This window comes from Amycolatopsis sp. Poz14 (assembly GCF_006704225.1).
Taxonomy (GTDB): domain Bacteria; phylum Actinomycetota; class Actinomycetes; order Mycobacteriales; family Pseudonocardiaceae; genus Amycolatopsis; species Amycolatopsis nivea.
Map to the genome: position 1 here is coordinate 8,359,789 of NZ_JACLHD010000001.1, position 20,244 is coordinate 8,380,032.

At 69.8% G+C, this 20,244-nt stretch carries 21 protein-coding genes; 8 read left to right on the top strand and 13 right to left on the bottom strand.

Annotated elements, in window-relative coordinates:
- Position 1: 1 nt before the first annotated feature.
- The 3 genes from FKO37_RS38790 to FKO37_RS38800 are packed head-to-tail and all read right to left on the bottom strand — an operon-like array spanning position 2 to position 3,208.
- The gene (locus FKO37_RS38790; protein ID WP_308196568.1) at positions 2-1,348 is read right to left on the bottom strand and encodes a WXG100 family type VII secretion target; all 1,347 of its coding nucleotides are present in this window, start codon (positions 1,346-1,348) and stop codon (positions 2-4) included.
- Between the two features lie 3 nt (positions 1,349-1,351).
- A complete protein-coding gene (locus FKO37_RS38795) occupies positions 1,352-2,401 on the bottom strand; it encodes a WXG100 family type VII secretion target (protein WP_037809592.1) in 1,050 nt (349 codons plus the stop codon).
- A 27-nt stretch (positions 2,402-2,428) separates the two neighbouring features.
- On the bottom strand, positions 2,429-3,208 hold the full coding sequence (locus tag FKO37_RS38800; RefSeq protein ID WP_037809590.1) for a WXG100 family type VII secretion target: 780 nt from the start codon (positions 3,206-3,208) through the stop codon (positions 2,429-2,431).
- Between the two features lie 135 nt (positions 3,209-3,343).
- Between FKO37_RS38800 and eccCa the strand changes: the two genes are divergently transcribed.
- Positions 3,344-7,288: a type VII secretion protein EccCa gene (gene eccCa / locus FKO37_RS38805; protein ID WP_238607692.1), complete on the top strand. Its 3,945-nt coding sequence runs from the start codon at positions 3,344-3,346 to the stop codon at positions 7,286-7,288.
- Between the two features lie 6 nt (positions 7,289-7,294).
- Here the strand turns inward: eccCa and FKO37_RS38810 are convergent, their stop codons facing one another.
- The 7 genes from FKO37_RS38810 to FKO37_RS38840 all read right to left on the bottom strand — a co-directional run bounded on the left by FKO37_RS38810 (position 7,295) and on the right by FKO37_RS38840 (position 11,035).
- Positions 7,295-7,744, bottom strand: a complete 450-nt coding sequence (locus FKO37_RS38810) for a hypothetical protein (protein WP_238607693.1) — start codon at positions 7,742-7,744, stop codon at positions 7,295-7,297.
- Positions 7,745-7,755: 11 nt separating this feature from the next.
- Positions 7,756-8,109: a DUF6086 family protein gene (locus tag FKO37_RS38815; protein ID WP_051728689.1), complete on the bottom strand. Its 354-nt coding sequence runs from the start codon at positions 8,107-8,109 to the stop codon at positions 7,756-7,758.
- A 13-nt stretch (positions 8,110-8,122) separates the two neighbouring features.
- A complete protein-coding gene (locus FKO37_RS38820; RefSeq protein WP_238607694.1) occupies positions 8,123-8,488 on the bottom strand; it encodes a hypothetical protein in 366 nt (121 codons plus the stop codon).
- Positions 8,478-9,263 carry a colicin immunity domain-containing protein gene (locus FKO37_RS38825; RefSeq protein WP_238607695.1) on the bottom strand — a complete coding sequence of 262 codons (786 nt, stop codon included), beginning with the start codon at positions 9,261-9,263 and terminating at the stop codon, positions 8,478-8,480. Before FKO37_RS38825 ends, FKO37_RS38820 begins: the two co-directional genes overlap by 11 nt.
- Before the next feature lie 22 nt (positions 9,264-9,285).
- Complete coding sequence (locus FKO37_RS38830; RefSeq protein WP_238607696.1) at positions 9,286-10,044, bottom strand: hypothetical protein; 759 nt, start codon at positions 10,042-10,044, stop codon at positions 9,286-9,288.
- Entirely contained in the window at positions 10,041-10,589 is a 549-nt protein-coding gene (locus tag FKO37_RS38835; protein ID WP_238607697.1) for a hypothetical protein, read from the bottom strand. The genes FKO37_RS38830 and FKO37_RS38835 overlap by 4 nt, the downstream gene beginning before the upstream one ends.
- A 173-nt stretch (positions 10,590-10,762) precedes the next feature.
- Positions 10,763-11,035 carry a hypothetical protein gene (locus tag FKO37_RS38840; protein ID WP_238607698.1) on the bottom strand — a complete coding sequence of 91 codons (273 nt, stop codon included), beginning with the start codon at positions 11,033-11,035 and terminating at the stop codon, positions 10,763-10,765.
- A 431-nt stretch (positions 11,036-11,466) separates the two neighbouring features.
- On the opposite strand from FKO37_RS38840, the gene FKO37_RS38845 reads away from it, so the two are divergent.
- Positions 11,467-12,171 (top strand): trypsin-like serine protease, encoded by a 705-nt coding sequence (locus FKO37_RS38845; protein ID WP_037809585.1) that lies wholly within the window; start codon positions 11,467-11,469, stop codon positions 12,169-12,171.
- 55 nt (positions 12,172-12,226) lie between these two features.
- On the opposite strand, the gene FKO37_RS38850 is transcribed toward FKO37_RS38845, so the two are convergent.
- A complete protein-coding gene (locus FKO37_RS38850; RefSeq protein WP_238607699.1) occupies positions 12,227-13,669 on the bottom strand; it encodes a class I adenylate-forming enzyme family protein in 1,443 nt (480 codons plus the stop codon).
- Positions 13,670-13,718: 49 nt separating this feature from the next.
- A complete protein-coding gene (locus tag FKO37_RS38855; protein WP_037809583.1) occupies positions 13,719-14,693 on the bottom strand; it encodes a hypothetical protein in 975 nt (324 codons plus the stop codon).
- Positions 14,694-14,907: 214 nt separating this feature from the next.
- Between FKO37_RS38855 and FKO37_RS38860 the strand changes: the two genes are divergently transcribed.
- The 6 genes from FKO37_RS38860 to FKO37_RS38885 all read left to right on the top strand — a co-directional run bounded on the left by FKO37_RS38860 (position 14,908) and on the right by FKO37_RS38885 (position 19,013).
- On the top strand, positions 14,908-15,249 hold the full coding sequence (locus FKO37_RS38860; protein ID WP_078870305.1) for a WXG100 family type VII secretion target: 342 nt from the start codon (positions 14,908-14,910) through the stop codon (positions 15,247-15,249).
- A gap of 16 nt (positions 15,250-15,265) precedes the next feature.
- Positions 15,266-15,565 carry a hypothetical protein gene (locus FKO37_RS38865; RefSeq protein ID WP_037809581.1) on the top strand — a complete coding sequence of 100 codons (300 nt, stop codon included), beginning with the start codon at positions 15,266-15,268 and terminating at the stop codon, positions 15,563-15,565.
- 97 nt (positions 15,566-15,662) lie between these two features.
- On the top strand, positions 15,663-16,046 hold the full coding sequence (locus FKO37_RS38870) for a hypothetical protein (protein ID WP_043828864.1): 384 nt from the start codon (positions 15,663-15,665) through the stop codon (positions 16,044-16,046).
- Entirely contained in the window at positions 16,043-17,365 is a 1,323-nt protein-coding gene (locus tag FKO37_RS38875) for a WXG100 family type VII secretion target (RefSeq protein WP_238607700.1), read from the top strand. Before FKO37_RS38870 ends, FKO37_RS38875 begins: the two co-directional genes overlap by 4 nt.
- Positions 17,362-18,639: an alpha/beta hydrolase gene (locus tag FKO37_RS38880; protein ID WP_238607701.1), complete on the top strand. Its 1,278-nt coding sequence runs from the start codon at positions 17,362-17,364 to the stop codon at positions 18,637-18,639. The genes FKO37_RS38875 and FKO37_RS38880 overlap by 4 nt, the downstream gene beginning before the upstream one ends.
- Entirely contained in the window at positions 18,636-19,013 is a 378-nt protein-coding gene (locus FKO37_RS38885) for a hypothetical protein (RefSeq protein ID WP_238607702.1), read from the top strand. Before FKO37_RS38880 ends, FKO37_RS38885 begins: the two co-directional genes overlap by 4 nt.
- 15 nt (positions 19,014-19,028) lie before the next feature.
- Here the strand turns inward: FKO37_RS38885 and FKO37_RS38890 are convergent, their stop codons facing one another.
- Positions 19,029-20,201, bottom strand: a complete 1,173-nt coding sequence (locus tag FKO37_RS38890; RefSeq protein WP_238607703.1) for a S8 family serine peptidase — start codon at positions 20,199-20,201, stop codon at positions 19,029-19,031.
- Between the last annotated feature and the right edge of the window lie 43 nt (positions 20,202-20,244).

The following is a 20,244-nucleotide window of genomic DNA, read 5'->3' on the forward strand; positions in this document are numbered from 1 at the left end:
CTCACCACGAACCCACATACTGCACGGCGTCGTCCCAAGCCCCGCCGAGCGCGTCCGCCGCCTGACCGGCTGCGTCGCCGACCGCGTCGACCGCCGCGCCGCCGTATTCGCTGACTGCCGCGCCGACCTTCGGCAGATCGATGTCGATCTTCGCGCCGACTCCGGCCCCGAGACCCAGCGCGGCACCGGCCTTGAAGTTCATCTTCAAATGCCCGTTGTCATACACGAACTGGCCGTCGAGCTGCGCCCCGATTCCATATTGGACACTCCCGCTCGCGCCGACGCCGACCCCCGCGACATCCGCCGCGACCTGGCCCTCCAGCTTGCCGCCCGCGAAAGCGTTGGCGTGCACGCCAAGCCCGTGTATCCCCAACTGCCCCGACGCGCTGACCTCTCCGCCAGCGAAAGCCGAACCGCGAGCGCTGCCGTGCGCGACGCCGTAGCTTCCGCTGGTCCCGATGTCCTCCCGGAACCCCAGCTCGGCATGACCGGACGCCTTCGCGTCCCAGCCTTGCGAGGAGATTTTCCCGTCGTACTCCGGAATGAAGCCGTCCTGCTCGTGCGCCGTCTTGAGGTAAGTGATCTCGGTGGCGCGGGCGATCGCGCTCTTCTGCTTCGGCTGCCCGAACGGCGTGTCCGCCTTCTTCGGCGCGCGGGTGCCTTCGAGCCCGTTCCAGGTCAGCTTCTTCCAGCCGGAATTGCCGAACCACGACGGCACCGAACGCGGCCGCTTCCGTCCGTCCAGCGTGTCGCCATTCACCCACGACAGCGGGCCGTAGACGCGTTTGCCCAGCTTGCCGGGCTTGCTCATCGGCCCGGCCCACGGCGCGGGGAACAACTCCGCCAACGCGTCCGACAGTTCGTCGGCGACCTGCCCGGCCGCCGCGACCGCCTGCTCGCCCAAATCCCTTGCCGCGGCGATAAAAGCGCCCACCGCGTTCGGATCCGCCGACCGGGCTTGGTTGATCAGTTGCGCGCCGTACTGATCGAACTGCGCGGCGACGGAGTCAACACCAGAACGCGCCCACCGCAACAGCTGTCCGGCCATCGACAACCGCTTGCTTTGGTCGGCCAGCTTCGTGCCGTCTTCGGTCAACGCGTGCGCGACGTCGGCCGCCGCTGTCGCGTACGCGGTGTACGCGGCACCGTCCCAGTCAGCGTGCAATGCCGTGGCAGCGTCCGCGATTTCGGTGGCTTTGCCGGTGATCGTGGACGCGTTGGTGCCACAGCGGTTCGCCGCCGCTTCGAGCGCCGCCGGGTCGCCCGTGACCCGGCGCTGGTATTCGACCAGCACCTGCCGGTAGTTCGACAGCACCGAGCTGACGACTCCGGACGCGTCCACGGCCACCGGCTACGCGCCCTTCGCGTCGATGTCGACGTGCTGCTGGAAGTGTTTGCCCTGGTAGGTGACGTCGACATCGATGTCCACGTCCTGCCCGGCCGGGGCCTCGACGGTCGACTGCCCGGTGTTCAGGTCGGTGTGGATCACGACCTCGTGCGCACCGGTCGACTGACCCGGCACCGAAGGCACCGAAGGCGCGGGGGACGGTGCCGGAGCCGGGTGGTCCACCGGAATCCAGCTGTTCCCCGCATTGGCCCCCACACCCGCACCGCCCCCAGAAGGCCAGCCACCAGAACCGCCGCCAGTCGGCCAGCCGCCGTTGGCCAACGCGGGCGGCGTGTAGTTCGTGAACGACGGGTTCCCGCCGGGCACTCCCCCGCCGCTGCCGCCGATGGCCGCCTGCCCGGACGCGCTCGCGACCGGCGCGGGCATCTGCGGCGCGGTGACCGGCGTGCCGGAGACCGCCGCATTGCCCGCGGCACCGCTCGCGTCGGAAGAACCGTGGTGGAACAGCTTTTCGAGGTCGCCGATGATCGTCGCGACCTGGGTGATCTGGTTCGCGAGGTCGCCCGCGCCGAGGGCCTTCAGCAACCCGCCGACCGCGGTGATGAATCCGCGCAGCGTCGCGCTGGTAGCGGTGGAAAGCGCGACCGCGGCCCCGTAAGTCCACCAGTTCGACATGAGCGACGCGACGGTCGGGTTCACCGCCGCGACCACCGACCGGTACGCCTCCTGCGCCGTCTTCACCAGCGTGCCGGAAACGCCGAGCAGTTCAGCGCCCTTCTCGATCACGGTGATGATCTTCGTGAGCTGGTCGAGCGAGTGGGAGATCTTCTGCAGCGCTGATTCCGACGCCCCGCCGGACCAGACCTTGCCGAGCTGGTCGGCGGCCTTGCTGAGCTCGGTGTAGAGCGAGGTCAGCTCAGCGGCCTTGTGCAGCAGGTCGAGGACGTGCTTCGCGATCTGCTCCGGCTGGCCGGTGACGATCTGCGGCAGCACGGTGATCGGGCCCCCGCCGGAAGCGGTGGCGTCCATCGCGCTGGAGTTCGGGAAGAGCATCGGACCTCACTTGGTCGGGGTTCGGGGTCAGACGGAGGCGGGCCGGTACACGCTGACCTTGGCCAGTCCGCCGAGGCCCGGATCGACAGGGCCGTGGTTGTAGAGAGCGCCGCCGTCCCCGGCGACGCCGATCACCGGATGCTGGTCGGCGAGCAGAAGCGGTTCCACCACGACGACATCGCCGCTGTGCACGCCGCCGGGCACGTCGCCGAAGGTGCGCGCGGTGCCCGAGTAGACCTCGATCAGGCCGACGCGCGCCTGGTTGTCGGCGTCGCCGGCGAGCCAGTCGTTGAAGTCCGCGACGCCGTGGAACCGGGCGTCGGTGAGCGGATGCTCGGCGAGCCTGCCGAGGTCGGCGTCGCCGAGGTACCGCAGGACGTTGCCGACCGACGACGGTTCGCCGTGCGCACCGGCGCTGTCGGTGATCGCCGCCTCGGCCAGGTGTGCGGCGTGCGGTGTTCCCCAGATTGACGTCAACGACGGCGACGAGGACTGCGCGTGGCCGCCGCCGTAGCCGTCGGATACTGCTTCGTCGGCGCTTTGGTAAGCGTCCGCGCTGTGCTTGACCAGGCCGTTGATCTCCTGCAGCAATTGCAGCAGCGAGCGCACCGCGGTCACCTGCTGCGAGTGCAGCGCCTCGTTCGCCGCCGCGACGACGCTGCCGAAACTGGCGAACGTCGTCGGCTGCAGGACGAGTTTTTCCAGGTCCGCGACGGCGTTGATGCCGTGGGCGATGACGGCGCCCACGTTGCCGACGGTGGAGCGCATGGCCTCCGGCTCGGCCCGGTACTCGCCGGTCGTGCCCATGGCGCTCCCTCCCGCTCTCCCGCGATCGACGCACCGGTGCGGGGCGTCAGCGCAGAGCGTAAGTTCGCGCCGCCGGGCGAGCGGACGGCAAAAGTACCCACCGCGACCGGACAGCGGACGGCCAAAATACGGGGCATGAGTGCCCCCCGCGACCGCCTCGGCCTGCTCGGCGAGCAGCCTGGGGAGATCATGCTGCAGTCCCCGCCGATGCTGCCCAAGAGCGGCTCCGGCGGCGTGATGCAGCTCATGATGTTCCTGCCGATGATGCTCGGGATGGGCGCGATGTCGTTCGTCTACATCGGACGCGACGGCGGGGTGATGACCTGGATCTTCGGCGCGCTGTTCGTCACCGCGATGGGCGGCATGATCGTGATGTCGCTCGGCCGCGGCGGCATGGCGAAGAAGGCGCAGATCAACGAGGAGCGCCGCGACTACCAGCGGTATCTCGCGGGCCTGCGCACGCGCGTGCGCGCGGTCGCCGACTCCCAGCGCGCCACGCTGATCGCGCAGCAGCCGGATCCGGCCGACCTGTGGGCGTACGTCGAAACCGACCAGCACTGGGACCGCCGCCGCGGCGACCGTTCGTTCGCGATGGTGCGCGCAGCCACCGGCCCGCAGCCGCTCGCGACGCCGTTGCGCGCGCCGCAGATCGCGCCGCTGGAAGAGCTGGATCCCGTTTCGTCCACCAACCTCAAGCACTTCATCCAGACCTTCTCGACCGTCGAGGGCCTGCCAGTTTCGATCTCGCTGCGCTCCTACGCGGCCGCGACGCTGTCCGGACGCCGGTTCGAGGTGCTCGGGATGACCCGCGCGGTGCTGGCACAACTGGTGACTTTCCATTCCCCGACCGATCTGCGCGTCGCGTTCTGCGTTGCTCCGGACCGTTCACACGACTGGGAATGGGCGAAGTGGCTGCCGCACGCCACCGCGCCGGTGCTTTCCGACGCGACCGGCCCGCGACGGTTGTTCGCCGACAGCGCGGCGGAACTGGCTCGCCTGCTCGGCCCGGACCTCGGCGACCGCCCAGCGTTCTCGCGCCGTGGTGCCGCCGCCGATCTGCCGCACATCGTGCTCGTCGTCGACGGCGGAGACTCCCACGGCGAACCGCGGCTGCTGGCCGAAGAAGGCCGGCTGGGCGTCACGGTGCTGGAGATCGGCGGCGACCAGCCGCGCGCGACGTCGACCGACCGGTTGCTGAGCCTGCACGTCGCACCGGATCAGCTCGGCATGGTGGTGCTCGACGGCACCGAAGCGCGGCTCGGGTTCCTCGGCATGCCGGACCGGCTCGACCACGGCGCGGCCGAAGCGCTGGCCCGGATGCTGACGCCGCTGCACCAAGGCGGCGCGGTGGTCAGCGAACAGCCGATGTCCTCGACGTTCGGGCTCGCCGGGCTGCTCGGCATCGGCGACCCGCGCGACACCGACCCGACTGTCACCTGGGCCCCGCGCCCGGCACGCGACCGGCTGCGGATCCCGCTGGGCGTCAACCCCGACGGCCGCCCGGTCGACCTGGACCTCAAGGAATCCGCCGAGGGCGGCATGGGCCCGCACGGGCTGGTGATCGGCGCGACCGGGTCCGGCAAGAGCGAACTGCTGCGCACGCTGGTCACCGCGCTGGCCGTCACGCATTCTTCGGAGAAGCTGAACCTCGCGCTGATCGACTTCAAGGGCGGCGCGACGTTCGCGGGCATGACCAACCTGCCGCACACCTGCGCGGTGATCACGAACCTGTCCGACGACCTCGCGCTCGTCGACCGCATGGCGGACGCGCTGAACGGCGAACTGCTGCGACGTCAGGAACTTCTGCACGCGGCCGGGAACTACGCGTCGGTGCGCGATTACGAGAAGGCGCGCGCGGACGGTACGCCGCTGCAACCGTTGCCGTCGCTGCTGGTGATCATCGACGAGTTCTCCGAGCTGCTTTCGTCACGGCCGGAGTTCATCGACCTGTTCGTCGCGATCGGACGACTCGGCCGTTCCCTCGGAATCCACCTGCTGCTCGCTTCTCAACGACTGGAGGAAGGCCGCCTTCGCGGGCTCGACTCGCACCTGTCGTACCGGATCGGCCTGCGCACGTTCTCCGCCGCGGAAAGCCGTGCGGTGCTGGGTGTCGCGGATGCCTACCAACTGCCGCCGGTACCGGGATCGGCTTACCTGAAGTCCGACAACGACACCCTGATCCGGCTCAAAGCCGCTTACGTCTCCGGCGAACTCCCGCCGCGCAGCCGGATCGTGCGCTCGGACGGACAACAACTCGGCGTGCTGCCCTTCACCCTGGGCCCGGTTGAGGTCCCGGTCGCCGAACAACCCGCCGCCGAGGCGCCGGAGAAAGGCACCGGCGAGACCATCATCGGCGCGATGCTGTCCCGTTTGGAGGGACGCGGCCCGGCCGCGCACCAGATCTGGCTGCCGCCGCTGGCCGAACCGCCCACTTTGGACCAGCTGCTGCCGCCCATCGGCGAGGACCCGCGCCGCGGTCTGTGCCCGCTCGGCTGGGGCGGCAACGGCAAGCTGACCATTCCCGTCGCGTTGGTGGACAAGCCTTTCGAACAGCGCCGCGACATGCTGTGGGCGGATTTCTCCGGCGCCGCGGGCAACGCGGTCATCGTCGGCGCACCGCAAAGCGGCAAGTCGACATTGATGAAGGACATCGCGGCGATGCTCGCGCTCACCCACACCCCCGCCGAGGTGCAGTTCTTCATCCTGGACATGGGCGGCGGCGCACTGGCCCCGATCGCCGGCCTCCCGCACGTCTCGGGCTACGCCACCCGCCGCGACCCGCAACGCTGCCGCCGGGTCGTCGCGGAACTGGTCACTTTGCTGGAACAGCGGGAAGAATTCTTCGCCGCGCACGGCATCGAGTCGATGGCCGCCTTCCGCAGCCGCCGCGGCGAGTTCACCGAAAGCAACGACGACCGCGAGTTCGGCGACGTCTTCCTGTTCGTGGACAACTGGACCACCATCCGGTCCGAATACGAACGCCTGGAAGAACAAATCACCGCGCTCGCCCAACGAGGTCTCGGTTTCGGCATCCACGTCCTGGTCTCGCTCAACCAGTGGATCGGCGCCCGTGCGCAGCTCCGCGACGCCATCAGCACCCGCTTCGAACTGCGCCTGGGCGACCCGGCGGATTCGTCGATCGACCGCAAGATCGCACAAAACGTCCCCACCGACCGCCCCGGCCGCGGCCTGACCGCCGACAAACTGCACTTCCTCGCGGCTCTCCCGCGCATCGACTCCGACCAACGCCCGGAAACCGTCGGCGCCGGCGGCCTGGACCTGGTCCGCCGAGTCTCCGCGGCTTGGACTGGCCCCCGCGCCCCTCAAGTTCGCCTCCTCCCGCCGGAAGTCCCGCTGGACTCGCTTCCCGCCGCCCCGTCCGGCCGGATCACGTTGGGATTGGCGGAATCCACCCTGCGCCCCGTCCACCTGGACTTCCGGACGGACCCGCACTTCCTGGCCTTCGGCGACGTCGAATCGGGCAAGAGCTCGCTGCTGCGCGCGCTCGTCACCGGCATCTGCCAGGCGAACACCCCCGACGAGGCATTGATCCTGGTCGGCGACTACCGCCGCGGCCTGCTAGGCGTGGTAGACCGACCGCACCTGCTCGGATATGCCGGCGCCGAGAACACGTTGACCGACCTGGTGAACCAATGCGCGACCGCGATGCGCAACCGCCTCCCCGGCCCGGACGTCACGCCCGACCAGCTGCGCAACCGCTCGTGGTGGCGCGGCCCAGACCTGTACGTAGTCATCGACGACTACGAACTCGTCGCCACCGCGGGCCGGAACCCAGTGCTGCCCTTGCTGGAATTCCTGCCGCAAGCGCGGGACATCGGCCTACACCTCATCCTGGCCCGCTCCTCCGGCGGCGCCGGACGCGGCCTGTACGAGGCGGTAATCCAGCGAGTGCGGGAACTGGGCTCGCCAGGCCTGGTCATGTCCGGCGGCAAGGAAGAAGGCGCGCTGCTGGGCGATGTGAAACCTTCGCCGCAGCCCGCGGGCCGGGGAACGCTGGTGTCGCGGCGGCACGGGACTGAGCTGGTGCAGGTGGCGTGGACCAAGCCGGTAGAGGACTGAACGGGCTCAGTCGAGGAAGACCTCTAGGTGGGTCAGGTGGCTCACGTAGGAAACGTCCCAGTCCGCGGGTACTTCACTCCGGACCCGCCGGGCCAGCTCCCAACCTCGCTCGTCGAAACGGCGCCCCGCTTCCTCCGAGGGGAAGGCAGGCGCCGGGTCGGCGTAGTTCAGCGTGTCCTCCCATTCGTCCTGCCACGCGGACAGGTCACGAGCCAGTTCCTCGCTCAGCCCCAGCTCCGGCGACGCAGGATCCGTAGAAGTGTCCACGCCGTGCACGTACGGATCGAAGAACCACACCGGGTGGGCGCTCCATTCCGCCATGATCTTGATCGACCGCCACTGGATCTCCGGCCGTTCCACGGGGAGCGACTTCCGGCGCGTGGGCCAGGAGAAGATGTCCGAGATCCGGTGGAAATCCCAGAAGCTGACGGGCCGCACAGGCTCTGGCGCAGACATTCCGGCCGCCATCAGCTCGGGATGTTCCGCATCAAGTCCCGGCTGCCAGCCACGTCCGGCGGCACGTCGTCGACCGGGATCCCGGACCGTTCCAGCAGAACCAGGCAGACCCCGAGAAACCCGCGCGCCAGTTCCCGGTACACGTGATGAGTCATGACTGAGCCGTCGAGCATCGTCCGGACGAACACGGCGAGCCGGGGCGGATCGACGTAGTAGTAGTCGGCGGCCATCGCGCTCAGCCCGGCGTCGCTGATGTTCAGGTCGAAGTTGTCCGCGAGCGTCACCGCCATGTTCACGAACAGCCGGCCGACCCGAAGCGACGGACTCCAGACGACCTCGTCGCCGACAGCGAAGATATAGCTCATCCGGCCCCCACAGTCACAGTTCGTCGAGGTCCACCGCGAAGCCGGAGCCGTCGTCGTACGGAACCACGTCCCACAAAGACTTCGCTGCCCGCCACACCGTCGTTACCGTCGGCCATTCGTCGTCGCCGATCACCGTGAGCGTCACCACCGCGTCAGCCGCACCGACCCGGCCCGACGGGTCGTCCGGTGCCGCCTCCGCGATCATCGCTGCGACCAACGGCGTGCCTGCCGAGAACTCGATACGGCAGCCCGCCTCCGCGGACACCCAGCCTTCGCCGCTGCACCGATCCTCGACCGGCAGACCCGCTGTCAACGCATCGAACCCGGCAGCAGCGTCGAGCCCGCCGGTCCGGCAGTACAGCTGGATCTCATACGCCACCAGGCACCAACTCTCGCAACGCAACCTGCACTTCAGCGAGCAACTCCGCGTCCGTCACGTCGCCAGGCTCTCGCAGCGTCGGGTCGATCGGATAGTCCTCCAACACGAAGAAGAGGTGATTCAAGACCCGCTCGAGTGGCGCCCGCAGCCGTTCCCCTCGTTCCTGGGACATCCGCCAAGCCTCGAACCACGTCCTCGCGAACTCCGGCCCTGGCAACTCCCCGCGGACGAACGATTCCATCGCCGCCAGCTGCCGCGCCACGAAGGAATCAGCACGTACATCCCCCGGCTTGGCCCACGCATGATCCACCGGCGGGTACTCCGCCGCGACGCCGGGCAACTCGGGGTACCGCTCCGCCAACCGCCGCGCCGTCCGCCCGAAGCGAGCCCGAGCAGCGTCGACGCCTCCGGGCACGGCACCGGAGAGGAACGACCGGGTGCCCGCCACCAGCACGTATCCTCCGCCGCTGGCGAGTACCGCCCCGGACAAGTCGGGGACGACGAACAGCACCGAGGCACCGCCGGTCAGCCTCGATTGCACGGCCAACCGCTCCACCGCCGTTCCCGGCTCAAGACCGCAGCGCAGCACCTCACTCGCGCCGACGGATTGTGCCCCCATGCGCAAGCGGTCCAGAACCACACTGTCCACTCCGGACGGAGCGATGATCGGAGCGACCGATTTCCCGCCTGCAGCAAGCCATTCGTCGGCAAAGCGCCGCGGCCCCGCAAGAACAGCCTCGCCGGGCCACGGCACCGCCGCAGAGGTCACCCCCATCGAACTCCCCTCCCCCACCTGGTCACGAAGCCAGCCGCCGCAGCGCCTCGTGCACCCCGGCGACCAGTTCCTCGTCCGTCGGGTCGCCCGGCTCTCGCAGCGTCGGGTCGATCGGATAGTCCTCCAGCAAATAGAAAACCTCGTGCAACACCCGCGCGAACGGCGGTCGCACCCGTTCCCCTCCTTCGATGGACAACCGCCAAGCGGTGCCCCACGCCTTCGCGAACTCGGGCCCGGACTGCTCCCCGCGGACGAACGACTCCATCACCGCCAGCACCCGCGCCATGGAGGAATCAGCGGGCACTTCGCTCCGTGTGGCCCACGCGCGCACCACCGGCGAGTACTCCGCCGACACGGCAGGCAAGCCGGGATACTGCCCAGCCCACCGCTGAGCTTCCTCCTCGAACGCGTCCCGGGCGTAGTCAACCCCCGCGAGCGTGACTCCGAGGAGGAACTCCCGAGTGCCCGCCGCCAGCACGTATCCCTCGCCACTCGCGAGAAGCGCCCCGGAAAGATCCGGCAGGACGAACAGCACCGGCAGTTCCTCCGGCGCCAGCGCGGAATCCACTGTCAGCCGCACCGGAACCGACCCCGGTTCGAGCGCGCAGCGCAACACCTCGTCCGCACCGGCCGACCGCGCTCCCGCGCGCAGCCGATCGAGCACCGCATCGTCCGACCCGGACGGAGCGATGATCGGAACGACCGATTTCCCGCCCGCAGCAAGCCATTCGCCGGCAAAGCGCCGCGGCCCGGCAAGGACAGTCTCGCGCTCCCCGTTCACGGCAGTACCCGATCCAGCGGTTCCCAGCGCGACACCAGGGCCCTGACCTCCGGATCGGAGAGATGGTCCCGCAGCCCCACCGCGACCCGGACGAGCTGCCGGACCCGGTGCAGCCGAGCGATCTCCGGGGTGGACAACGTCTTCCACCCCGGACTCAGCCGCACCGACTCATCGATCCGCTCCGGCGTCAGGACGGCGATGACCCGCTGGATCGCGTCGTCGGGCTCGCACCCGCTGCCCGGCAGCGAAATCCCGGACTCGCCGATCATCAGCGCCAGCTGCAGCCGCCGGTTGAGCAGGTCGTCCGCTTCGATCAGATCATGGTCCTCCAGGTACGAATACAGGTCGCCGACCGCACGCAGATACCGCTCCTTCTCCGCCGTCGACAGCGCCGGTTCGCCGAACCTGAGCGCCGACGCCAGGCTGGGAACCAGCATCCCCAGCAGGGAGTTCCAACCGCGCGGATGGGTCCCGTCGGGCAGCCGTCCGCCGCCGATCCACCACTCGAACCGCTCCTGCCAGGACAACCCGGCCAACGGCTCCATCCAGGGCCACATCAGAACTGAATGCCCATCGGCCGGATCGAGTCGTCCTCGCCTGGCGAACGCACGCTGCGAACAGCCTGCGAGATCTCTTGCGTCTGAAGGGTATGCGGCACGACCACGAGGCTACCGTCCTTGAGGATCGCATAGGAATTCTGATTCCTTCAGGGTTCCCCTCACGACGTCACGAAAGCCCAGGCACGGGATAACTGGCCTACCCCACCGGCGGAGGCGTCGTCGGCGCCGCACTGACGAACTACCTCACCAAGATCCAAGACCGCCGCCAGCTTCGCGCCGAGGTCTACCGGCGACTCGAAGCGGCCCGCGCGATCTCCGGCGGTGTGCGCGAAATCCGGATCGGTTTGCCCCCGAATACCTTGACCAGCCGGAAAAACCTCGCCGACGCGCTCGGGATCGTCGCCGTCCTCGAAGACGGAACAGACGCCCACCGCGCCCTCCGCGAAGCCCTCTCCGAACTGCTCACCGCCGTGCTGGTCGCCGGAATCCCCCGCCGCGTAGCCGATTTCGCCGTCAACTCGGCGGAATCGCCGACTCCGGTCGACTGGCCCAAGCCGCCCAGGCCTACCGGACGGAAACCACCGGCCTCCTGCTCGCCGTCCTCTGGCATCCGTGGCGGGCCCGGCTCCGCACCCGCGGCCGGATCCGCAAGCTTCGCGTCGCCGTGCACGCCCTGCACCGGACGCAGGAAGCCGCCGCCGCGGTGCTCACCCGTCCGGAGCAAGCCGATGCCCTCCACCGGCGACTGGACCCCGACGGCGCGCTCCGCGAAACGTGGATCGAAGACCGACTTCCGTAGGTTACCGGATTTCCACTTGCCGCCTACGGTCGGGAAATCACCACCGAGGCGGAGGGATTTTCCATGCGTTACGCGAAAGCGGCGGCCGTGGTCGCCGGGGCTGCGATGGCGTTCGGGGTCGGGGCGGTCGTCCCGGCGAGTGCCGACACGCACATCATCGGCGGCGACACCGTGAAGTCGGCCCCGTGGGGCGCCCAGGTGTTCTGGGACGACGTCACCGACTACGGCGGCTTCGAATGCTCCGGCACAATCATCGCCTCGCAGTGGGTGCTCACCGCGCAGCACTGCCTGAACAAGGGCGGCATGCACGTCAAGGTCGGCGACGTCGCGCTGGGCCAGGGCACCGAGGCCGCGGTCGACGAGCAGAAGGCCTCGCCCAACGGCGACATCGCGCTGCTGCACCTCAAGTCCGCTGTGGACACCACGTTCATGAAGCTGGCCGACAAGGACCCGGAAAACGGTGCCACCAACCAGATTTACGGCTGGGGCCGCACCAAGGACCAGAGCCCGCCCTCGGACACGCTCAAGACCGCGGACGTCCAGGTGACCGGCGAGAGCACGGACGCCTTCAACGGCAAGGCGATCGCGAGCAAGGGCGTCACCGGCTCGTCGTGGCACGGCGACTCCGGCGGCCCGCAGCTGGCCGACGGCGTCCAGGTCGGCGTCTGCTCCACCGGCGAGAACTCCGGCAGCGACGAACACGGCACCCAGAACTACGCCAGCGTCGCCAACAGCCGCGACTGGATCAAGCAGACCGCGGGCGTCTGATCCGCGCGTTCCGGCCTGCCGCCCCCGTGCGCGGCAGGCCGGAACCCCGCGGCGATCACCGGGCGAGGGCGCGCAGCGCGGCCTTGTCCGGTTTTCCCGACTCCGCGACCGGAACCTCGTCCAGCACCGTGAACGAAGCCGGAACCGCGGCCTCCCCCAATTCCGCGGCCACCGCCGCCCGCAATTCCCCCGGATCCGGAGTACGCCCCGGCGCGGCGACCACGAACGCGTGCGCCGCTTCCCCGGTCCGTTCGTCCGGAACCGCGACGACATACGCCTGATCCACGGCGGAATGCGCGGCGAGCGCGCGCTCGATCGGCCCGGTGTAATGAATCACCGCGTTCACGATCACCACATCCCGGGCGCGGCCGGTCAAATACAGAAAACCGTTCTCGTCGAGCCGCCCGATGTCCTGCGTGCGGACCCAGCCGTCGGCCAACACCGTCCCGCTCAGCGAAGGATCGCGCCAGTACCCCGCGAAAGCCCTTGCGGTACGGGCGAAAACCTCCCCTGTCTCCCCAGCGGGAACCGCACGGCCCGAAGCATCCCGCACCTCCAGCGAAACCCCTTCGACCGGCAATCCGACCGAAGCTATCGCCTCCGGATGCGCAGCCACGTCCGCCGTGTCCAGCACCGTCAGTTTCCCGGTCTCGGTCTGCCCGTATCCTTGCCGCAACGCCGGTCCGATTCGCTTGAATCCCTCAGCCAGCAATCCGGGTTCCACTGGAGACCCGGCGACGGTCAGCATTCGCAGCCCGGAAAGATCGATTTCCTCCTCCCGCAGCACATCCAGCATCCGATACAACCGGGGAACCGTCACCAGCGCCGCCGTGATGTCCAACCGCGGCAGAATCCAGGGAAAGTCCGGCAATCCCTCCGGAATCACCGCGGTACCGCCAGCGAGCAAACAAGCCTGCAAATGCAGCACCATCACCGCGCTGCTCAAAGTCCCGAACAGCAGGAACCGCCGGTAGTCCGCCGCCGAATCCCCGGCCCGCTGCTCGAGCCCGAACTCCCCCAACGCGTCGAACCGGTACGCGACCCCCTTGGGCACCCCCGTGCTCCCGCTGGTGAACACCACCCAGCCAACGTCCGACGGTTTCCCGCACGGCACCGGTTCCTCATACGCGGCAAGGAGTTCCGGCCCGATCGGAAGCGTCCGCACCCCCGCCAGCTCCGGCAGTTCGGCGTCGGTCACCACCGCGGCCACCCCGTCCAGCACCGCGTCGAGATGCGCCGCGGGCAACCCGGCCCGCACCCCCACCGCCCGGGCTCCCAGCGTCTGCACCGCGATCTGGGCGGCCCAGCCCTCCGGCGTCACCCCGGTCGCGAGCCCGACGCCGTCTCCCTGCCGGACCCCGGCCGCCCGCAGCCCGGCAGCGAACCGGCCGATCAGGTCGAGCACCTCGCCCCGGCGCACCCGCCGGTCCCCGTGCTCGAACGCGATCGCGTCCGGCGCGCGCCGCAGCGCGTCCAGCAGGTCTTGAGGAAATGCCATCACACCGTCCTCCCGTCGGGCCAACCCGCCAAGGCGTACCGGAGAGATCTCAGAATCCCCTCAGCGCATGCCGCTCATCGGGAACACCCGCGCGAGACCGGACCGACAGCAAGCCACCGAGCGCCACCACCGCGACCAACCCAAAAGCCACAGCCAGTGTCCAAAAGTCCGGCCGCACAATCGACTGACCGCGCATCGCCTGCCACGCCGTAATCGCGATGACCCCCGCGTACCCGACCGCCCCAGTCCACACCAGCCGACGCCGCACCAGTTCGTGCGACAACACCGGATACCGCCGGGACAACGCGACCAACGCCAAAGCGAGCAGGGGCAACGCCTGAATCGCGTGGATCCCCACGAAATGCGGGATCCGCAGGTCCCCGCCGGCCGTGCTCCAGCCCAGCAGCGGCAGCCCCGGCCCGCCGTCCTCGAGACCGATCGTGTGCCCGCCGATCATCGCCGGTTTCCCACCGCCGTCCAGCACCCGCTGCTGCGCCGGGCTGGCCGAGAACATCAGGAGCGCCAACCCCATTCCGCCTGCCGCGAGCGCGGTTCCCCACCGCAGCGCGGACGTCAGCGCGCGGTCCGGCAGCTTCTGGAACAACAGCAGCACGACCACCGCCGCGGTCGCGCCCCACGCGGTGAACGCGCCGGTGGCCAGGATGTTGCCGATCGTGACGTCGGCCGGCGTCGCGTGGTTGAAGTGCAGCGGCCGGTCCTGGAACAGCACCTGCCACACCAGCAACGCCATGTCCGTGCCCATGCCGACCGCGAACGCCGTGCCCATCCACCAGCCGGCCCGGCGGCCGCGCTTCACCAGCGAAAGCAACCACGCCAGCGTCGGCGCGTACAACGCCACCGAAACCGCGAATTTGAACGGTTTCGCCCACAACGGCGCGTTGACGAGCGTGCGATCATCCAGGAGCAACCCGAACCCGCACGCGACCAGCAGCACCGCCATCGCCCCGGCCAGCACGCCGAGCGGGCGGTGCAGCCGGAACAGCCGTGATCCCCAGGAAGTCATGGGGGTCAGCCTGGCCGCGCGCGGGGCCGCGAGCACTGGCGTCGTCCCCCGTCTTGCTGGTAGGGAGCGCCCCACCTGTGGGTAATAGTGCCGTCAAAGCGACCGGCAGTTGTGCCGTTTGACCACACCCGCTCTTTTTCTAGCGTGACATTCACACCGCGCGGCCCGCCGCGCACCGGGATTTTCCACGAGAGGGAAGGAGGTGGCCCGTCAGATGTCCAGTCCGGGATTCCAGGCAGATTCCGCTGCCATGACGCGCGCCGTCCAGGGCTTCGAGGAAACCGCTTCGAACGCTAAGACGACCATGGCCAGCTTGGAGTCCGAGCTGACCGAGACGCTGCGGAACTACAAGGGCGACCAGGCGGTCGCCTTCTGGGACCTACAGCGCAGGCTTCAGGAGAAGATGGGCGCCGCCGTCCGGGAGCTCGACACCATGTCGCAGCTCGTGCACACCAGCCACGCGAACTACAACTCGGGCGACTCCGACGTGCACCAGAGCTTCCAGAGCGTCAGCCACACCGTCGAGGGCAACGTGATCCCTCGCCTCAACCCCTGAGAGAGGACTAGACACCATGGCTGACGTCGTAGAAATCAGCTTCGGGGCCCTGCAGCACAGCTCCGCGTCGCTCGCCGCCAAGGCGAAGGCGCTGACCTCCCAGCTGGAGCAGCTGCACCAGAACCTGCAGCCGATCACCCAGACCTGGTACGCCTCGGGCAGCTCCGCCGGTGAAGCCGCGCGCGCGTCCGAGACCCGGCTCCGCCAGGCGACCGCCGACATCGTCGCGATCATCGCGCAGTTCGGCACCAAGGTCGGCGACGCCCACGATCTCCAGCACCAGCTGGAGAACCGCAACCAGGGCCTGTTCGCCTGATCCGGCCCCGACGCCGGCCGTCCGGGGCGGGACCACCCCCCGCCCGCTCCGGACGGCCGGCTTTCCCGCGTCCTGCCGCACGAGAGGTCACCGGCCGATGCCCGACCAGTCGTACTACGTCCACCTGGAATCGCTGACGGACTTCGTCCGGGAGCTGGAAACCCAGATCCACGCGATGTCCCGGCCGAACGACTTCCTGCGCACCCTCGGGGAGCATCCGCTGCTGTTCGGGGAGTTCGGGGAAGCCGCTTCGCTCGCCGACGCCCACCGCGCCGCGGTCGCCGAGATGCAGGGCCTGCTCGAGCAGGTCCGCGGGGCGATCACGTTCGCGCAGGACGTCACCACCACCGTCGCCGACGGATACGCCCAGGCCGACCAGTCGGTCGCGGGCGATCTGCACCAATCGGGTCAGCAGACCGGTCTGCTGGACCCGCTTTTCTCGTTGCTGGGCCTTGATTCTTCAGGGGGTAAGAACGCATGAGCGGGCCTCGCACCAACTTCGCCGGCTACACCCACCAGCAGCTCTACGCGATGCTGCAGGCGGGCGACCCGACCACCGCGCGCGCCGCGGCCGAACAGTGGAGTTCGGCCTCGCGCGGGCTGTACGACCAGGCCGAGAACCTGTCGGACCAGCTCACCGACTTCTCCAGCTCGTGGACCGGCGGCGCGGCCGACCAGTACCGGACCATGATGACCGACCTGGTCGGCGGCATCCGCAAGGTCGCGGTCACCGCGCAGGGCATGCGCGACATGCTGGAGGACGCCGCGGACGCGCTGGTCAAGGCGAAGGCCGAGATGCCGCCGCCGGTCGCGGTGCCGGACGTCTCGCCCGCCGACGTCGCGCTCGCGGTCAACCCGCCGCTGCTCCCGGCGGACACCCCGCCGGCCACGATCATCGCCGCGACGCAGCAGCGGCAGCAGGCGATCGCCAACGTCGAAGCGCAGCAACAGGCCGCCAACGCCGCCGGCTCCGCGCACGCGAAGGCGATCGTCGTCATGAACAACCTCGCGACGAACTACGACACCGCCGAGGACTCGATCCCGGTCTCGCCGAACGCGGCCGCCCCGCCGCCCAAGCCGGTTCCCGGCGGCGGCGCTTCGACCGGCGGCACCGGCGCGATCGGCAACACCCCGGACGGCGGCACCGCGGTCGGCGCGCCGGTCGACTCGCACCCGCTGCCCACCGACGGCACGCAGGTTCCGGGCTCTTCGCTGCCCGGGCACCCGGCGCAGAATCCGGGCAGCCCGCTGTTCGGCGACATGTTCACCGCCGGTCTCGCGGCCGCTTCCGCGGCGGCGTTCGGCCGGTTCGGGTCGATCATGCCGAAGGTTCCGCCGTGGGCCTCGGGCAAGGACAAAGACAAGGACGGCAAGGACAAGGAGCAGGACGCGCCTCCGGGCACGAAGCTCGGCGGCGGGGCCGGTCCCGCGGGCGGTGGCGGCGGCGGGATCCCGGTCGGCGGCGGGGAAGCCCCGTCGATCGACGGCGGCGGCATTCCGTCCGGCGGCGGTCTGAGCGGCGCCGGGGAAGCTCCGGCCGCGCACTCCGGGCTCGCCGGGAACGCGCAGTCGAACGTCCTCAGCGGACTCGCGGGCGGTGCCGCCGGGGCAGCGGGCGCGGCGGCCAAGAGCGCCATGCCGATGATGCCCATGATGCCGATGGGCGGCATGGGAGCGGGCGGTGACCTGGGCTCCGGCCGCCGGATCCCGGCGTGGCTCGTCGAAACCGAGAACGTGTGGGGCCAGCAGGCTCCGGTCGCGCCCTCGGTCATCGGCGAAGAGCCGGCCGACCAGCCGTGACCGACGGCTACCGGGTGGCACCGGCGAAACTCGCCAGTGCGGCGTCCGAATTGGACACTCGCGCCGGCGCGCTCCGGACCGTGCAGCAGGCCGTGGCGGGCGAACGAATCCCCGCCACGGCCTTCGGCCAAGTGTCCGCGTCGTCCGGATGTGCCGCCGGGCTCGCGAAAACGCTCAACGCACTCGCGGCGGACGTCGACCAGCGCGTCGTCCGCGCCCAGGTCCTTCGCGACGGCCTCACGGCTTCGTCCGCGGGCTACCGGCGCGCCGACGAGCAGGTGGCGGCGATGTACCGTTCGCTGCTGCCCGAAGACCCGGTGCCGGCAGCCGGGAAATCGGCCGCGAGCGGCGGCTGGGCCGGGACCATCGCGGCCAACCGGATGAAGGTGTCCGACGCGCTCGCCGCCGAACGGACCCGGCTGGCCGGACTGTCCGATCCGGACGCCATCGCCCGCTCGAAGCGGCGGATAGCGTTGTACCAAAGCATTATCGACGACCACCGGCAGATCCTGCGGTTCGATCCGTCCGGCAACGGCCGGATCGTCGAACTGGTCGGCACGATCCAGCCGGGCACGCGCAACGTCGGGCTGTTCGTGCCCGGCGTGCACACCCGGATGGACACCTTCCAGTCCTACGCCGACCTCGGCCGCAGCCTCGTCGCCGCCGACCCGAGCGGCCGGACCGCGATGGTCGTCTGGGCCGACGGCGTGTTCCCGCAGAACGTGACCACCGAGGGCGCCGAAGCCAGTTACGCACAGACAATGGCCCCGAACCTCAAGGCGTTCGGTGACGAACTGCGCGGCCAGGTCGACTCCCAGACCGGCGGCGCGGCCACGATCACCGCGATCGGCCACAGCTACGGCGGCGCCACCGTCGGGCTCGCTGACCAGCAAGGCTTGCCAGTGGACCGGGTGCTGCACGTAGAGTCGGCGGGCATGGGACACGGCGTATGGAGCCCAGCAGACCTGCCGCCGAGCCAAGCCGGCGTGCAGCGGTACTCGATGACCGCCCCGCTGGACCCGATCATCCTCGCCCAGGGCAACGCCGGGGCACTGGAATGGACCGGCATCGGCCACGGCGCCGACCCGGACACCTTCCCTGGCGTCACCGAGCTGACCACCGGCCGCGACGCCGCCGGAAACGTGCAGTGGGGCCTGTCCTCGCACAGCGGCGTGCTCAAACCGGGTTCGGATTCGTGGGAGAACATCTACGGCGTGCTGACCGGCGGTCACGTCACTGAAGCGCCCGTGCCGGTTCCGGCGGTGCTGCCGTGATCACGCGCGAGTTGAAGGATTTGGCTGCTGAGCTGACGAACGTCATCGACAGCGTCGCCGCCGTGTTCGGCTCCCGTGCACTGCCCACAGTGGACGGTGAGCTGGACTGCGATCCCGCGCAGCCGGGGCATTTGGTGTGCTGGCAGTACGGGGTTCGGTTGGAGGACAGCCCCGGCGCGCTGCGGGTGCTGACCGAAGCGGTGCGGCCGACGCTGGAAAAGGCGGGCTGGGAATCCTACGACCGCAGCACCTATCGGGAAGTGATCGCACGGTTTTCCCGGGACGGCGCGGATTTCAGTGTGCACATCGCCCGCGACGGCCGCGGGGTAGCGATCATCGGCTCGACGCGTCTCGTGACTGTCGATCCCGAATAGAATCGTGATCGCCGCTCACGAGGCCCGAAACCGCGACGGCCGCCAGCCACGCCGCCGTCCTCGCCGGAACGCCGCGACACCAATCCCCGCCCCCGCAGCCACTACAACCCCACCCACTGCAACAACTCCAGCCGCCACATCAGACCTCGGCCGAACCTGAGCCGCAGCCGGAACCACCGCGGGCAACGCAGACCGCACCGCAGCCGCACTCGGACCCGGCGCGTTGGCAGGCAACGTCGAAGACACCGCAGCGTAAGCGTCGAGCATTCCCCAACCGCGCCGCGGATCGTGCGCCCCGGACGGCGGACGGGAAGCGGTGAGCATCAACCGGTTCACCACTTCCTCGCCTTTCAGCTCCGGATGCGCCGAACGAACCAACGCCGCCACCCCGGCGACATACGCCGCGGCGAGGCTCGGGTCGGTGATCGGCCAGCGATGCGCGACCGCGCCCCCGCCCCCGGCCGACGTGCTCACCAAATTCGCGCCAGGCGCGGCGATTCCGAGGTAATCCCCGGCTTCGGACTGCACCGGCGCGCCGGATTCGTCCGTCGAACCGACCGCGAGGACGCCCTTCGAAGCGGTCGGATAAGTATGCGCCCCTTGCTGAGTCGCCGCCGCGGCCGAAATCACCACGGCCCCGCGCGACTTCGCGTGGTCGAGCGCCGCACCGAGCGCCGGGCTGTCCGAACCCGCCGGGACCGCCACGAGAATCACTCCCGCGCCGCGGTCGACCGCCGTGTCGATCGCGCCCGCCAGCGCGACTGGATCGCCGCCGCCGTCCGACGATGAACCGTTGCTTTCGGTGTAGCGCAAGGGAAGCAGCTTCACCCCCGGTGCGACACCGGTGAAAGTGGTCTCGTTCGCCGGCTGCGCACCGACGATGCCCGCGGCGATCGTGCCCCGGCCGTCGCAATCGGAATCCGCGGTGCCGGCACCGCCGAGCACCTGTCCGGGCCCGAATTGCGCGTTCTGCTTGTCGACCCCGGTGCCGATCACCGCGACAGTCTGACCCTCGCCTCTGGTCAGCGCCCACAGCCGCGGCGGGTTGACCAGGCGCTGCCCCCAGGACACCGCCCCGGTATACAGACCGGACGGATTCGCGCACGAAGCCGCTCCGGCCGAGGCAGCCGTGACGGGCAGGCCGAGCGCCACGAGCGCGGCCACCGCTCCGGCGGCAATTCCCCGCACCGCGGCCCCCTCCCCTTGTCGGACAAGGAGATTCTAGTGGAGA

Excerpts from the sequence above, each read along its gene's own strand:
- eccCa (WP_238607692.1), top strand. The coding sequence starts at position 3,344 with ATGAGTGCCCCCCGCGACCGCCTCGGCCTGCTCGGCGAGCAGCCTGGG.
- FKO37_RS38825 (WP_238607695.1), bottom strand. The coding sequence starts at position 9,263 with ATGGGGGTGACCTCTGCGGCGGTGCCGTGGCCCGGCGAGGCTGTTCTT.
- FKO37_RS38860 (WP_078870305.1), top strand. The coding sequence starts at position 14,908 with ATGTCCAGTCCGGGATTCCAGGCAGATTCCGCTGCCATGACGCGCGCC.
- FKO37_RS38870 (WP_043828864.1), top strand. The coding sequence starts at position 15,663 with ATGCCCGACCAGTCGTACTACGTCCACCTGGAATCGCTGACGGACTTC.
- FKO37_RS38800 (WP_037809590.1), bottom strand. The coding sequence starts at position 3,208 with ATGGGCACGACCGGCGAGTACCGGGCCGAGCCGGAGGCCATGCGCTCC.
- FKO37_RS38850 (WP_238607699.1), bottom strand. The coding sequence starts at position 13,669 with ATGGCATTTCCTCAAGACCTGCTGGACGCGCTGCGGCGCGCGCCGGAC.
- FKO37_RS38855 (WP_037809583.1), bottom strand. The coding sequence starts at position 14,693 with ATGACTTCCTGGGGATCACGGCTGTTCCGGCTGCACCGCCCGCTCGGC.
- FKO37_RS38810 (WP_238607693.1), bottom strand. The coding sequence starts at position 7,744 with ATGTCTGCGCCAGAGCCTGTGCGGCCCGTCAGCTTCTGGGATTTCCAC.
- FKO37_RS38835 (WP_238607697.1), bottom strand. The coding sequence starts at position 10,589 with ATGGAGCCGTTGGCCGGGTTGTCCTGGCAGGAGCGGTTCGAGTGGTGG.
- FKO37_RS38875 (WP_238607700.1), top strand. The coding sequence starts at position 16,043 with ATGAGCGGGCCTCGCACCAACTTCGCCGGCTACACCCACCAGCAGCTC.
- FKO37_RS38815 (WP_051728689.1), bottom strand. The coding sequence starts at position 8,109 with ATGAGCTATATCTTCGCTGTCGGCGACGAGGTCGTCTGGAGTCCGTCG.
- FKO37_RS38865 (WP_037809581.1), top strand. The coding sequence starts at position 15,266 with ATGGCTGACGTCGTAGAAATCAGCTTCGGGGCCCTGCAGCACAGCTCC.
- FKO37_RS38795 (WP_037809592.1), bottom strand. The coding sequence starts at position 2,401 with ATGCTCTTCCCGAACTCCAGCGCGATGGACGCCACCGCTTCCGGCGGG.
- FKO37_RS38845 (WP_037809585.1), top strand. The coding sequence starts at position 11,467 with ATGCGTTACGCGAAAGCGGCGGCCGTGGTCGCCGGGGCTGCGATGGCG.